Source organism: Paenibacillus sp. 1781tsa1, assembly GCF_024159265.1.
Lineage (GTDB): Bacteria > Bacillota > Bacilli > Paenibacillales > Paenibacillaceae > Paenibacillus.
In genome coordinates this window covers 5,890,585-5,904,438 of sequence record NZ_JAMYWY010000001.1, presented here as the reverse complement: position 1 = coordinate 5,904,438, position 13,854 = coordinate 5,890,585, and the positions used below count along the sequence as shown (strand labels likewise).

Genomic DNA, 13,854 nt, shown 5'->3' with positions numbered 1-13,854 from the left:
CAAAGGAGCACGACTTACAATCGTGCTCCTTTTCTAATTTCTATTGGCTACCTCTGCTTTCTGCTTACGCTCCCGGTACTGACCGGGGGTGATTCCTTCCCATTTACGAAATGATCGAATGAAATTTTGCGGATTGTTGTACCGAAGTCGTGCTGCGATATCTTTAACGGTTAGATCACTTTCGTCCAGCCATTTTTTAGCGATGTTAAATCGGTACTTGGTCAGATATTCGCTAAATGCACAGCCTGTCTCTTTACGGAAAACACTACTTAAGTAGTTGGCATTGTAGTGAAGCTTCAAGGCACATTCCTCAAGCGTCAGATCCTTATCATAATCTTGATGAATCATGGCAATCATTTTCTCTGATATATGCTGATACTGGGCAACCTGTCTCGCTTTAAAAACCTGGATGACGGGCAAGATGACTTGATAGTTAAACCATTCCTCAACTTCAGCGGCATACTGCAAACCATGAAGTTCATGGAACATCGATCCACGGCCTTGTGAGATCTGCCCGAGACGTATGCCGGATTCCTGAGTCATCTGCAAAATATGCGTGAGCAGCCTCGTAAGAGCCACCTGATATTCTTCTGGTGAACACTCCATACCAAAGATCACTTCAAGAAGTTGTTGCAGAAGAGTAGAGGCCTGGACTTCATCCGCACTTTGAATAGCTTGGATCAACGAATATTCCAATGATTCTGGGTAGGTCATGGACCAAGTGGGAGCATAATGATCAATGTTCTCATACTGAAAGATAATACCTGGGCCCAGCTTCATGCGATGCTTCAATGCTTCCATAGCCTCCGTATAAGCCTGAGGGATGTGGTATAAGGAGTTATGTGGCTGGCTGAAGCCTATGCTGACTTGAAGAGCTAGAATTTTATTAATCTGTTGGTGTAACTTGTCTGTTAATACATATAGGTGCTGTGAAAAAACAAACTGATCCTCTTCAACGCTACCAATCACCGTGACTACCGTTTGTTCCATAACAATGGGAAGCAATTGTTGGTTATGCACCACCGTTTCCTCTAATATATTTTGAATAGCAAATAACAAGAGGTCACGATCATTAGCACTATATTTTGTATGATTAACGAGATCTGCCTGTAATGTGATAACAGCAATTTGTTGCCATTCCCGAAGCTGACGTGGGAAGCCATATTCATTCAGGGTGTCATGAAGAGTATGAACAGAGATTTTACCCTGAAACAGATTCATCATAAGATGAGTGCGAATCTGCAAAAGATGCCTATTGAGTGTGTTCTCCAGTTGGGAGCGAGATGCAGATAATTGTGACACACCTGCTCTAATCTGTTCGAACTCATCAGACAACTCAGTTGATTGCAGAGCGAAAGTGCCTCCGTCTTTGGACAGCATGTTGTCACCAAGTTGGGTTAAAAGTTTACGAATCGGGACAAGCATTCGTATGGAGCCGAGCCAGGCAAGCAATAATGAAAGTAAAAGCAGGAAGAGACTGATATACATGGTGTGTAATCCGATATCGATATATTCTTGTGTCAGAATATTGGTGGGTGAGATTAGAACATAAGTCCATCCTTTTAAGGTGGAAGGGCTATACGTCAGGGAATAAGGTGTATCGGCGATCTTAACTTCTCGTTGTTCAAAGCCTGTTGAAAATGTAATGGGTGATAGTTTGGTTATGTTGGCTTTCGTATCCCGATCCTGTAATCCAATGGCAGACAACGGTTGTCCAATGTATACAGGATCGGGATGGACCAAGATACGTTGTTCCCGATTCAAAATGATCAGTCCTGAGGCAGCATTGCCTACGGAGGCTTCTCCTAGTGTATTTTGCAAAGAGCATGCGGGAATCCCCGCAATCAGGGCTGCATCGGAAGACGTATTCAGATTCGGAATAGTTCTAGCAAGGGCAATATGATAAATACAGCCTGTACCGGGTGAACGCTCATCATTACTGAACACCGATGAAGGGGAGAGCTGCCATCCGGAAGTTAGCGTATCCGATATCAATTCCTTCATGGGAAGAGCGAGTGGAAAATCCGTATTACGATATAATCCGGCATGATCAATAAGCCAATTCTGAGATTGGTTCACTAGGCTAATGTCCAGCATAGGTTCCCATGACCTCATATGTTGAAACTCGCTCTGCAGCTTGTCGGCAAGTAAAGGTCCTTTCCCTTGTAGTGAAGAAGAAGCAGACAGAGACCTGAAGGTTACTGGAGAGCGAACGGCCTGATCAAGCATATAACTGACTGTAGCGAGTTTGTGCTTTACGTTGGATTGCATTTGTTCCAGCAACTGTCTGTTGGCCTGCGTCCGATGCAATTCAGTTTGGTTCGATGAATAGATAAATGCAGCAATTCCTGTAAACAAAATGGGCAGGGTGCTTAACAGGATTCCGAAGATAATCATTTTGTGGAGATAGCTGATTGGTCGCACAGTTTCAGTTCCACTCCTGACATTAGTAGTAGTAACACTTCCTATTTTAGTAAACGCTTACATATAGAACAATCTAAAATTTGTTTATTTGGATAAAAAAGTAATTTCGTAAGAGGGCATAGAAACAGAGATAAGGGATTGCTGATGGATGATCTTGCTGAAAAGGCTATAGGAACGGCTTGGTCCGACTCTTCTAAACGGAATCATGAGAAACGAAATTGCAGTGGGAACGTAAATAGAAACATGGACATCATTCTCTGCACAGGTTGAATATCGGGTGAAGGGTAGCCTGAATACGGGAGTATAGGAGGATCCTGAGTACTATTCAGCATGGGTGGAACGTTGGTCTTAGATAGGGACAGTCAAAGGTCCAACTAGATCCCCGACCTGAGTCTAGGATGAAAAACCGTCCACGGTCTGTTTTGAAAAGTCTCGAATTCCCCTAGAATAAGGACATAAGGTTAAACAAGAAACACGGAAACAAAAAACAAGAAACAAACGAACCAATGACTCAACACATTAAAACGAACGAATGGAAAGGGCGGTGAACAACAATTATGAGATTGAATAAGGGAAATGGCTGGGCGATTGTATTGATTGCGCTGGGTGCACTACTCCTCTTCGGAAAGTTAACTCCACTTCTTGGACACTTAATGGGTTATCTGATTCCGGTCCTGATGATTGCACTGGGATACTACGGAGTCAAACGAGGAAATGTGATGCTCGGCTGGATTGTTCTCATCATCGGTATCATCTCACTGATGGGAAAACTGGCATGGTTGATCGGACCGATCATCGCGATCGGGTTAATCATCTTTGGTATCTCAATGCTAAACAATAACCGCGGTCGTCATCGCCGGTACTAAGCTTTCACGATTATGAAAAGGAGGGACAGAACATAATGAGTGTATTTCGTCGAATGCGGGATATTACCGTAGCCAATCTGAACGAACATTTGGAGCAAAGTCAGGATCCAGTCAAACTGATTGATCAGTTTCTGGTCTCGACCCGCCAAGACATCGGTGAAGCCGAGAAACTTCGTCATCAATATGCAAGTCATACCAGACAAATGAAACAACAAGCCGATCAGGCAGCAGGTATGGTGAACAAACGCGAAGAACAGGCTTCCATGGCTCTCAAAGCAGGAGAAGAGCATCTCGCTAAGCTGGCCTTGCAGGAGAAAATCCTCCACGAGGAAAAAATGGAACAGTACAATGAATTGTATGCACAAAGTTATGCGGCATTACAGGAGCTGGATGAACAGATCGACCAGCTGAAGGTTGAATATCAGAATGTATACAGCAAACGCCAATATTACTACGCTCGTATGCAGACGATTCAGTTACAACAACGGATGAACCAGAGAGGCAATCACAACGGTCAGAATGTACCCCGTATGTTTAACCGACTGGATGACCAAGTCTCTGATCTCGAATATGAAGCACAAAGTCTCCGGGATATCCGGCGGATGGGCCAAGATGGTTCAGGAGTGACTGGTAGCATGTCATCCTCCGCGCTGGATAAGGAACTGGAGCGCTTAAGACAGAAATTGAACAATGACAGAAAGGAGTAGTCACATGAATAAATTATACCGCTCGGCGCGTAATCGAATGTTAACAGGTTTGATCGGCGGCATTTCTGAAAATCTCGGATTGAGCACCACGCTGCTACGTATCATCTTCTTCATCAGTATTTTTGCTACGGGAGGTACTTCATTGTTGATCTACTTCATCGCTGCATTGGTGGTACCAAAGGAATCCAACCACGTTGATCCATATGCTTATGATTCCAACGTAAGAGGATACAAGTAAACGAAAGGAGCAAGAACATGAGCAAATTATACCGCTCAACGCGTGACCGGATGTTAACCGGCTTGATCGGCGGAATTTCAGAAAGCATCGGAATGGATTCCACCCTGCTGCGTATCATCTTCGTCATCAGTATCTTCGTAACTGGCGGCACGTCGTTGTTAATATACTTTATTGCAGCACTGGTGGTACCAAAAGAACCGTATCCGCCTTATGATCCATATGGTTACGGCCCGGGCCCTGGTCCAGGCGGAGGATACAACAACTATGATCATCAGCCGCCAAGAGGTCCTTTTCAAAATAATCACAACCAACAAGGTCCTGGTAACTTCGGTCCCGGCCCTGGATACAACAACAGACCTCAATCTGGTCCGCGTTCTTATAACAACAACGCCTACGGAGCAGGTGCACCGCAAGAAAGTGAACTTGATTCCATGATGAAAGATATCGAGAAAAAAGCACTGAAAAAAGAAGTTGAAGAGCTTCGCCAAAAATTATCTCGTTACGAGAAGGGAGAAAAGTAAAATGGGAGTATTTAAACGGATTAAGGATATGACGAAAGCATCGGTAAATGATATGTTGGATAAGGTAGAGGACCCGATTGTAATGTTGAACCAGTACTTGCGTGATATGGAGGCTGAGATTCATGAGGCAGAGGTAACAGTTGCCAAACAAATGGCGAATGAGCGTCGCATGAAACAACGTCTGGATGAAGCAGAGCGTACTTCGGTACAACGTGAGTCCCAAGCAGAAGCTGCTCTGGCCAACGGTCAGGAAGAAGTAGCACGCAAATTGCTGGAAGAGAAAATCTACTTTGATCAAAAAATTACGGAGTACAGCGAACTGCATGCACAGTCCGAAGCACAAGCAAAAGACCTGTTGCAACAGTTACATGATATGAAAGATGAGTTCTACAAAATGCGTAACAAACGTAATGAACTTGTATCCCGTGCACAAATGGCAAAAGCCAAAAAACAAATGTCATCCATTAACAGCCTGCATTCGATCGAAAGTGGTGGCGCATCACTAGGATTCCACCGCATGGAAGAGAAAATCATGCAACTGGAAGCTGAAGCGGACGTAGCTCGTGCACCTTATCGCAACACATCATCCACGTACACGAACCCTGTAGATGTGGAAAAACAATTCAAAGTGGACCAGCAATTACAAGCCCTCAAAAACAAAATGGGCAGTGGTTCCAAGAATGAAGCGAACGGAACTTCAAAAGAATAACTGTTCGCTTAGTGGACAATATGATATTCTATAAATCGTGTATAATGTACGGTTGGTAGAACAAAAGTTAAGCCATACAGGACTTCATTGCCTGGTATGGCTTTTCCGTTGAATAAAGAGAGATTAACTTACAGAGGAGGTGCGGCGGGGATGAATAAAAAGAGTAAATGGCTTGCAGTTGTCATTATTATTATTGGTACAATGATGTTATTGAATCAGAATATTAACTTGCTGACCGCTGCCGCACTGATTCTGTTAACGGTTGGAATGCTTCAGGTCCGCAAAGGAGATACTCGGAAAGGTTATCGGTATCTTGGCATTGGGGCGGCACTGTTATTGCTGGATAATTTAATGATTGTATTTTTGATTGTACTGGCTTCTTTAGCTTATTTTTATTCGAAAAACAAAAAGATACATCTGGACGAAGGCGTTATGAAGAAACAGAATTTCATGGCTCGATACTACTGGGATCAATCATCCTGGACGTTACGGAGTATGAGTCTGTGGCATGCCATGGGCGAGGTTAATGCCGATCTGTCTCTTTCGATTCCGGAGGAGAAACAAACGATTGTGCTGCTGCAAGGCGTTATGGGGAATGTTCGCCTTACGCTGCCTGAAGATTATGGTGTGGAGATTGAAGCATCGGTTCTTTTCGGCCGGATTAATCTTCTTGGTGAACAAGATAGCGGCATGATGAACAAATTAGTATGGAGAACTCCTGGATATGAATCCAGTGAACATAAAGCAAAATTTGTCATTTCTTATATTGTTGGCGACCTAAGCATAAGTAATCCGTAGTAAAATAGATGAAGAGAAGGAGGAGACCCCGATGAAGACAAAACGACATACCGACATGGTAACCCGAAGTATGGGTGAGGGGATCCTCCTGGTTTTCATTGTCCTTGCTGTTATTTTGTATGTATTGTATACATATGGTTATCTTGCTCCGTTTGCAGGCTGGCGTCATCTGATTCAATCGGGTCTTGCCTTATTGCTGCTTCTGATTGGGACCGGAGCGGTCTTTGGGTTCTATCAGAGTTATCGGGTTAAACGTCGGCTTGAACTGCTGCGGGAAACACTTCTACTGTGGGAGAAGGGCTCTCTATCACGCACTGTACCTGATCTGGGCGATGATGATGTGGGCCGTTTAAGTGAGCAACTCGGACGAATCGGCAAAAAGTGGGAAGATCAGGTATCTTCGCTCCAGCGATTGTCTACTCATAATGCACAGCTTGCTGAACAAGCCAGAATTACGGCTATTGTGGAAGAGCGGCAGCGGCTGGCACGGGAACTGCATGATGCGGTATCGCAGCAATTGTTCGCGATATCCATGACAGCAACGGCCGTCGGACGGAAGATGGAGAAGGATTTTGAACGTGCTCAGCGGCAGGTGGCTTTGATTGAGGAGATGGCTTCGGTAGCTCAGTCCGAGATGCGTGCATTACTGTTACATCTGCGGCCAGTCTATCTGGAGGGCAAACAACTCGAACAAGGTCTGCGTGATCTGGTGATGGAACTGAAAACGAAAGTACCCATGGATATTGTGCTCGAAATAGATGAAGACATCGATCTGATCAAAGGCATCGAGAATCATCTGTTCCGCATCGTTCAGGAGGCTATGTCCAATACGTTAAGGCATGCAAAAGCGGAGAAAATGGAGATACGGCTCCAGCGCCGCACAGATGCGATTCGGGTACTGATTCGTGATGATGGGCAAGGCTTCGATCTGGATGAGAATAAACAAGCTTCCTACGGTCTGGCTAACATGCGTGAACGTGTTACGGAGATTGGTGGAGCCATACAATTTGTAACAGCGCCTGGTAAGGGAACGCGGATTGAGATTACGATACCTTTGATGAACGATGAAAGCGAGGAAGAACATGTCAATGGAACCGGAAGTCGAAACGGAGACGGAAACGTCGATCAAAGTATTGCTCGTGGATGATCATGAGATGGTACGTATTGGTCTTGCAGCGGTACTGGATACCGAAGATGGAATTGAAGTTGTTGGTGAAGCAGGTAGTGGAGAGGAAGGTATTCGGCTTGCACAGGAGTATAAGCCTGATGTTGTTCTGATGGACCTGGTGATGGAAGGCATGGATGGCATCGAGGCTACCCGTCAGGTTCTTAAAATGTATCCGGAGTGCAAAGTCATCGTATTGACCAGTTACCTGGATGATGAAAAAATGTACCCTGTCATTGAAGCAGGCGCATTCAGTTATCTGTTAAAAACATCAAGAGCCAATGAAGTGGCAGATGCGATTCGCGCAGCAGCTCGCGGACAATCCGTTCTGGAGTCACAGGTGGCTTCCAAAATGATGAATCGATTCCGACAGCCACAGGCAGCAGCTCCTTTGCATGATGAATTGACCGACCGTGAAATGGATGTGCTCCGGTTGCTGGCTAAAGGCAAATCGAATCAGGACATCGCTGATGATCTGATTATCGGCATTAAGACAGTCAAGTTCCATGTCACTAATTTACTGGCCAAATTGGGCGTAGACGACCGTACACAGGCCGCGATCTATGCATATAAAAACGGACTTGCAGAGTAGGCAAAATTATTATGTATCATAATCAAGCAAAAGAACCGTACTTTTATGTGCGGAATTTATAGATAAAAGATGATTTATATAAATTTAACTAAAAATTTACACAAAACGGAGAGGACAGAAAGAACCTGAAGAAGCGAAGCTAAAAGCTTTCTGAAAGAAAGCTACTTCGGAAGCATACACCTCGCCTTTATCCCCAGATTTGCCCTTTATGAAAAGAATCAAAAAAAATCTGGGGATAACAGCGATCGGAAGGTTGTTCTGTCATCGGAGTGGCTAGTGTAAATATTGATGAGTTCAATTTAGATAGAAAAGGATGAATGGAAAGCTCCGATCTGCCATGCAAGTGGCTGGTGGGAGCTTTTTTTGATGTATTCGGAAGAAGTATAGCTAATGTGGGAAAGGGGCATGCTGTTGATAGATTCATAGAATGCAAGAATGAACGGGGGATTCAAATGTTAAATCGTTGGATGACAGCAGGTATATTGGCAATGGCTATCATTATTCTTATCGGTGTGACACAGGTATACGCAGAGAAGAACGAACCCCAAGCAGCCCAACTGGAACAGTTAATCTATACGGCTGACAGCGTGATTGATAATGTGGATCGTCTAGTTGTTAAATGGCAAGGAGAAGGCCGGGGAGATGCACAAGCGCAGGCCGCATTACTGGCTAGTCACTTGGGGCTGGAACAACCAGTACGGGTACGCCAGACGGGCCATAATGTGTATCGCAGTGAGGTGGTTGTCAATGAGGCTCTTGGAGAAGTAGGTCTGTTGGTCAATGTCGTCGAGACAGGAGACAACGGCTACTACGCCATCGTACAACTTTCAGCGGATGCACACACGGAGCGGAAGACATTAATGACAGCACATGAACAGATCGGTCAACTGCTTGTAGACTCAGGGATGAAGGCAAGCTGGAATATGTCTGTGCAAGGTACAGCAGCTACTGCTATTAAACGTGATGCGAGTCAACAGTTGGCACTGATCGAGAAAGGCCTGTCTCAAAATGTGGATCTCGTCTCCGTTGAACGTTATACGGATGTAGCCAGCGCAAGTGTATCTTATGAGGCGGCTGAGCTGCCTTTGTCAATTAAAAGTGGCTCGCATATGTTGAATATGCAACTCGCAGTTCACCAGGTTGGTGACGAGATGGACAATCGAATTACAGTGGGGTTTCCGGTGATTACGATTGAATATTAAGGATGAATTTTTTATAAATTTGGAGCGGCTAGTGAGAATCTTTATCAGAAAAATGAGTTTGAAATAGTGCATCCGTTCAGTTGATATGCTAAAATGGCATCACATCCAAGAAGGAACTTGCTGGTAATTGACGGTTGTATGTCGTGCATATATAACACCATTACATAGCTCGGGGAGAGCATGAAGGTTATCTTCCCGGAAGAAAGAGGAGCCCATGGTTGAAAAACAATCGCAAGATGAAGTACAGACACCAGGCGCAGTATTTTTCATTTTTGGAGCAACGGGTGATTTGGCCCGCCGGAAGCTGTTTCCGGCTATCTACAGTCTTTACCGTGAAGGCAAGCTTGCCGAAGACTTTGCGGTTATTGGCGTAGCACGTCGTCCGAGGTCCCCAGAAGAATTCCGGGAAGACATCTATGAATCCATTAAAGAGTTCTGCCGCTATCCAGCGGGGGAACCTGATGAGTGGAACGCTTTTGTCGATCATTTTGAATACAAAGCACTGGATATCAATAATGTGGACGGATTCAAAGAGCTGCGTGCGCAGACGGAGCATCTGGAATCAAAGTTTAACACGCCGGGGAACCGACTGTTCTATCTGGCACTGGCACCTGAGCTGTTTGGCAGTGTCTCGTACAGTCTACGGGACGGCGGTATGTTGGAAAGTCGGGGTTGGAACCGTTTGGTGATCGAGAAACCATTTGGTTATGATCTGCAATCGGCGGAACACCTGAATGAGCAGATTCGTGAGGTATTCCGTGAAGAGGAAATCTATCGGATTGATCATTATCTGGGCAAGGAAATGGTGCAAAATATCGAAGTCATTCGGTTCGGGAATGCTTTTTTTGAACCGCTCTGGAATAACAAACATATTGCCAACGTTCAGATTACGCTGGGTGAGACAGTAGGCGTGGAAGAACGTGGCGGTTATTATGATCACTCTGGGGCACTGCGTGATATGGGGCAGAATCATATGCTTCAGATGTTAACGATGATTGCGATGGAACCGCCGAGTCGCCTATTCCCGGAAGACATTCGGGATGAGAAGGTGAAGGTATTGCGCTCATTGCGGGCCTTTACTTCGGATGAGGAAGTGGGCAACAACGTTGTGCGTGGACAGTATTCCGAAGGGGAGTACCGTGGCAAGCAGCTTCCGGGCTATCGCCAGGAAGACAAGGTTGATCCGCAGTCGAATACGGAGACTTATTTTGCAGCACGTGTATTCGTGGATAATTTCCGCTGGGCGGGTGTTCCATTCTACATTCGGACAGGCAAGCGTCTTCCGGTGAAAACGACCGAGATCGTAGTGGAATTCAAGTCGATGCCGAACAACGTGTACCTTGGGAAAAAGTATAAATTGGAACCGAATCTGCTGGTCATTCGGGTGAACCCAATGGAAGGCATATATATCAAAATCAATGCCAAGAAACCAGGCTCGGATTCCGAGATTCAGCCGCTCGCGATGGATTTCTGTCAGAGCTGCATGATTGGAATCAACTCGCCTGAAGCGTATGAACGTCTGCTGCACGATGCAGCAGAAGGGGATTCTACGTACTTTACCCGTTGGGATGAAGTGGCAACAGCCTGGTCTTTTGTGGATCGGATCGCAGCAGCCTGGGGACAGAATCAGGGAGAGCTTCATACGTATCCTGCTGGAACTTGGGGACCAGAAGCGACAGATAAGCTGCTGGAGCAGGACGGATTCCACTGGTGGCCGGTGAATGGTCAGGACGAGGACAGCGTGATCTGGCAAGTAAACGGTTAGGGTAAGGGCATTAACAACATACACAACATGACTGAGCCTGGGACATCGCAAATTTTGCGGTGTACTCAGGCTTTTTAGCGGAGAAAAAGGAGGTATCCATCATAAGGAAATAAGTAATTTAAATTAAGTTGTTGACAAAAAGTAAGTATGTAACTTATACTCAACACATGAGTTAAAGAGTTACGCAAATGACAAACTTCATCCGGGTAAACGTTTCGGATAAGTGATCATTCATGAGATAAAATGTAAACCAGTTGAAGGGGTTTGCGTCACAGAGAATCATGAAAAAAATGTGCATAATATCTTTAATCTGAGAATACTATTTTGTATATATTGAATGGAGGAAAAAGAAAATGATGTTGGATGTAGGGTTGTTGTTGATTCGTTTGGTGATTGGATTGTCGTTTATGGCGCACGGGGCTCAAAAGCTGTTTGGTTGGTTCGGAGGTTACGGAATCAAGGGTACAGGCGGCTGGTTTGAGTCGATGGGCATGAAGCCAGGTGCATTGGTGGCTTTACTGGCTGGTCTCGCGGAATTCGGTGGCGGATTGCTGCTGGCTCTGGGTCTGCTCACACCAGTAGGTGGTATTCTGATTGCATTGACAATGGTCATTGCGATTGTGAAAGTCCATGGTGCAAACGGATACTGGTCCACGCAGAACGGATTCGAATATAATCTCGCGATCCTGGTCATTGGTGTAGCGCTAGCCCTGACAGGTGGCGGACAATACGCGCTGGATGCATTAATTTTCTAAAACACAATAACATGAAATAAATGAGGAGTGCCTGGATGCCATGAAAATGGCTGAAGGGTGCTTTTTTTTGCAAATGAAAAGAGAAGAATCTGCGGTAGTAATCGGTTATTTTCGGTACAGATTATGGTACAATAGGAGAGTTGGGTTAAGAAGCAGTTCACGGTATGGATGAAAGCACAGATTTGAGGAGGATGAACTCCATTGTAAATGTGTAAAATTAATCTAGTGTATGAATACCTCGTATTCAAAATGACCAGTGTACAATCAACCGGCCTCGCCGGATTGCATAAAGATTGAATGATGGACCGGCCATGCCGGATTAACGTGAATGAACGGACGAAAGGGATTAAACCTATGAGCAAAGCTGCAAATGATATTCTTCAACAGGAAGTGGACAAACGCCGGACGTTTGCCATTATCTCTCACCCGGATGCGGGTAAAACTACATTAACCGAGAAACTGTTGCTGTTCGGGGGCGCGATTCGCCTTGCGGGAACGGTAAAAGCTCGGAAAGCCAGCAAACACGCAACAAGTGACTGGATGGAAATTGAGAAACAACGGGGGATCTCGGTTACTTCTTCTGTAATGCAATTTGATTACCTGAACCATCGCGTTAACATTCTGGATACACCAGGTCACCAGGATTTCAGTGAAGATACGTATCGTACACTGACGGCTGCCGACAGCGCGGTCATGTTGATTGACGTAGCGAAGGGTGTCGAGGCACAGACGATTAAGTTGTTCCAGGTATGTGCGAAGCGTGGGATTCCAATCTTTACGTTTATCAACAAACTCGATCGTGAGGGTAAAAGCCCATTTGATCTGATGGAAGAACTTGAAAATGTACTGGGTATTCGTTCAGTTCCAATGAACTGGCCTATTGGTACAGGTCGCGAACTATGCGGTGTATATGACCGGATGAAAAATCAGGTGGAGTTGTTCCAAGGGGACGATCACTCGATAATTAAAGTTCAGAAAGTAAACGGTTATACAGATCCAATTATCCGTGAGATGGCAGGAGAATATCTGCATGATCAGTTAATTCAGGATCTGGAGCTTTTGGACGTTGCGGGAGATCCTTTTGATATGGAGAAAGTTCAACGCGGCGAATTGACGCCTATTTTCTTCGGTAGTGCGATTAACAATTTTGGTGTGCAGACCTTCCTGGAGAACTTCCTGGAACTGGCACCGAAGCCTGAACCACGTCGCAGTACGGCAGGTGAAATCCAGCCAACGAATGAGAAATTCAGCGGGTATGTATTCAAGATTCAAGCGAACATGAACCCGGCACATCGGGATCGTATTGCGTTCCTGCGTATTGTATCAGGCAAGTTCCAACGTGGAATGAGTGTGAAGCATACCCGTGTAGGTAAAGAGATCAAGCTGTCACAGCCACAGCAATTCCTGGCACAAGACCGGGATATTGTCGAAGAGGCATATGCAGGCGATATTATCGGTTTGTTCGATCCAGGTATCTTCCGGATTGGCGATTCATTGAGCCAAGGCAGCGAGGTTGTCTTTGAGGAGTTGCCAACGTTCTCGCCAGAGATTTTCGCTAAAGTTACTGTTAAAAATGCATTGAAACATAAACAGTACCAAAAAGGAATTGACCAGTTGACCGAAGAAGGAACCATTCAGGTGTTCCAGACGGCAAGTTTCGACGAGACGATTCTCGGCGTAATTGGTCAACTGCAGTTCGAGGTATTTGAATACCGGATGAAAGGCGAGTATGGGGTAGACGTGCAATTGCAGCGCATGCCTTATCAGTTCGCTCGCTGGATCGTGGACGAGAATCTAGACGCAAGCAAATTCCGGATTAACTCTGCGCTTGTGAAAGATAAAAAAGGCAATTATGTAGTACTCTTCGAAAATGAGTACGCCATGAGAACGGCTATGGATAAAAATCCTACAGCCAAGTTCTTGGAGACTGCACCTTAAGTGCAAGCAGACAGACGTAATCCAGCTAATCATTGAAGGGTTGGTTGGATGTAACAAGCTGCTATCATGAGGTAAAGCTTGAACAAAATAAGATCCCTCCGCCGATTGGCGGAGGGATCTCTTGCTATACACCTTACTTGGAGGCGGGTATGATCCAGCCGAATAAGGGAAAGC

Annotated in this window: 13 protein-coding genes; 12 read left to right on the top strand and 1 reads right to left on the bottom strand. The window is 45.3% G+C overall.

Features of this window, described 5'->3' with window-relative positions; translation table 11 throughout:
* Nucleotides 1-33 precede the first annotated feature (33 nt).
* Nucleotides 34-2,424 (bottom strand): helix-turn-helix domain-containing protein, encoded by a 2,391-nt coding sequence (locus tag NKT06_RS31985; RefSeq protein ID WP_253440865.1) that lies wholly within the window; start codon nucleotides 2,422-2,424, stop codon nucleotides 34-36.
* A 557-nt stretch (nucleotides 2,425-2,981) separates the two neighbouring features.
* Here NKT06_RS31985 and NKT06_RS26555 point away from each other — a divergent pair.
* From NKT06_RS26555 to NKT06_RS26500, 12 genes are all read left to right on the top strand, one after another.
* Nucleotides 2,982-3,290 carry a LiaF transmembrane domain-containing protein gene (locus NKT06_RS26555; protein WP_253440863.1) on the top strand — a complete coding sequence of 103 codons (309 nt, stop codon included), beginning with the start codon at nucleotides 2,982-2,984 and terminating at the stop codon, nucleotides 3,288-3,290.
* A gap of 35 nt (nucleotides 3,291-3,325) precedes the next feature.
* Nucleotides 3,326-3,997, top strand: a complete 672-nt coding sequence (locus NKT06_RS26550; RefSeq protein ID WP_253440861.1) for a PspA/IM30 family protein — start codon at nucleotides 3,326-3,328, stop codon at nucleotides 3,995-3,997.
* Nucleotides 3,998-4,001: 4 nt separating this feature from the next.
* Nucleotides 4,002-4,235 (top strand): PspC domain-containing protein, encoded by a 234-nt coding sequence (locus tag NKT06_RS26545; protein WP_253440859.1) that lies wholly within the window; start codon nucleotides 4,002-4,004, stop codon nucleotides 4,233-4,235.
* A gap of 17 nt (nucleotides 4,236-4,252) precedes the next feature.
* The gene (locus NKT06_RS26540) at nucleotides 4,253-4,756 is read left to right on the top strand and encodes a PspC domain-containing protein (RefSeq protein ID WP_253440857.1); all 504 of its coding nucleotides are present in this window, start codon (nucleotides 4,253-4,255) and stop codon (nucleotides 4,754-4,756) included.
* Nucleotide 4,757: 1 nt separating this feature from the next.
* Nucleotides 4,758-5,465, top strand: a complete 708-nt coding sequence (locus NKT06_RS26535; protein WP_062838034.1) for a PspA/IM30 family protein — start codon at nucleotides 4,758-4,760, stop codon at nucleotides 5,463-5,465.
* Nucleotides 5,466-5,615: 150 nt separating this feature from the next.
* Nucleotides 5,616-6,263, top strand: coding sequence for a cell wall-active antibiotics response protein LiaF (gene liaF, locus NKT06_RS26530; RefSeq protein WP_253440855.1), 648 nt, complete (start codon nucleotides 5,616-5,618; stop codon nucleotides 6,261-6,263).
* Nucleotides 6,264-6,294: 31 nt separating this feature from the next.
* On the top strand, nucleotides 6,295-7,410 hold the full coding sequence (locus tag NKT06_RS26525) for a sensor histidine kinase (protein WP_253440853.1): 1,116 nt from the start codon (nucleotides 6,295-6,297) through the stop codon (nucleotides 7,408-7,410).
* Complete coding sequence (locus NKT06_RS26520) at nucleotides 7,352-8,020, top strand: response regulator transcription factor (RefSeq protein ID WP_091020933.1); 669 nt, start codon at nucleotides 7,352-7,354, stop codon at nucleotides 8,018-8,020. Before NKT06_RS26525 ends, NKT06_RS26520 begins: the two co-directional genes overlap by 59 nt.
* Nucleotides 8,021-8,472: 452 nt before the next feature.
* Entirely contained in the window at nucleotides 8,473-9,222 is a 750-nt protein-coding gene (locus NKT06_RS26515; RefSeq protein ID WP_253440851.1) for a YwmB family TATA-box binding protein, read from the top strand.
* A 214-nt stretch (nucleotides 9,223-9,436) separates the two neighbouring features.
* A complete protein-coding gene (gene zwf, locus NKT06_RS26510) occupies nucleotides 9,437-10,987 on the top strand; it encodes a glucose-6-phosphate dehydrogenase (RefSeq protein ID WP_253440849.1) in 1,551 nt (516 codons plus the stop codon).
* A 356-nt stretch (nucleotides 10,988-11,343) separates the two neighbouring features.
* Complete coding sequence (locus NKT06_RS26505) at nucleotides 11,344-11,742, top strand: DoxX family protein (RefSeq protein ID WP_024634146.1); 399 nt, start codon at nucleotides 11,344-11,346, stop codon at nucleotides 11,740-11,742.
* Nucleotides 11,743-12,096: 354 nt separating this feature from the next.
* A complete protein-coding gene (locus NKT06_RS26500; RefSeq protein WP_253440847.1) occupies nucleotides 12,097-13,680 on the top strand; it encodes a peptide chain release factor 3 in 1,584 nt (527 codons plus the stop codon).
* The last annotated feature ends 174 nt before the right edge of the window (nucleotides 13,681-13,854 follow it).

Bases quoted from the DNA above. Each gene is read 5' to 3' on its own strand.
- NKT06_RS26520 (WP_091020933.1), top strand. From the start codon at position 7,352: ATGGAACCGGAAGTCGAAACGGAGACGGAAACGTCGATCAAAGTATTG.
- NKT06_RS26515 (WP_253440851.1), top strand. From the start codon at position 8,473: ATGTTAAATCGTTGGATGACAGCAGGTATATTGGCAATGGCTATCATT.
- liaF (WP_253440855.1), top strand. From the start codon at position 5,616: ATGAATAAAAAGAGTAAATGGCTTGCAGTTGTCATTATTATTATTGGT.
- NKT06_RS26555 (WP_253440863.1), top strand. From the start codon at position 2,982: ATGAGATTGAATAAGGGAAATGGCTGGGCGATTGTATTGATTGCGCTG.
- NKT06_RS26540 (WP_253440857.1), top strand. From the start codon at position 4,253: ATGAGCAAATTATACCGCTCAACGCGTGACCGGATGTTAACCGGCTTG.
- NKT06_RS26545 (WP_253440859.1), top strand. From the start codon at position 4,002: ATGAATAAATTATACCGCTCGGCGCGTAATCGAATGTTAACAGGTTTG.
- NKT06_RS26505 (WP_024634146.1), top strand. From the start codon at position 11,344: ATGTTGGATGTAGGGTTGTTGTTGATTCGTTTGGTGATTGGATTGTCG.
- NKT06_RS26500 (WP_253440847.1), top strand. From the start codon at position 12,097: ATGAGCAAAGCTGCAAATGATATTCTTCAACAGGAAGTGGACAAACGC.
- NKT06_RS26550 (WP_253440861.1), top strand. From the start codon at position 3,326: ATGAGTGTATTTCGTCGAATGCGGGATATTACCGTAGCCAATCTGAAC.
- NKT06_RS26525 (WP_253440853.1), top strand. From the start codon at position 6,295: ATGAAGACAAAACGACATACCGACATGGTAACCCGAAGTATGGGTGAG.
- NKT06_RS26535 (WP_062838034.1), top strand. From the start codon at position 4,758: ATGGGAGTATTTAAACGGATTAAGGATATGACGAAAGCATCGGTAAAT.
- zwf (WP_253440849.1), top strand. From the start codon at position 9,437: ATGGTTGAAAAACAATCGCAAGATGAAGTACAGACACCAGGCGCAGTA.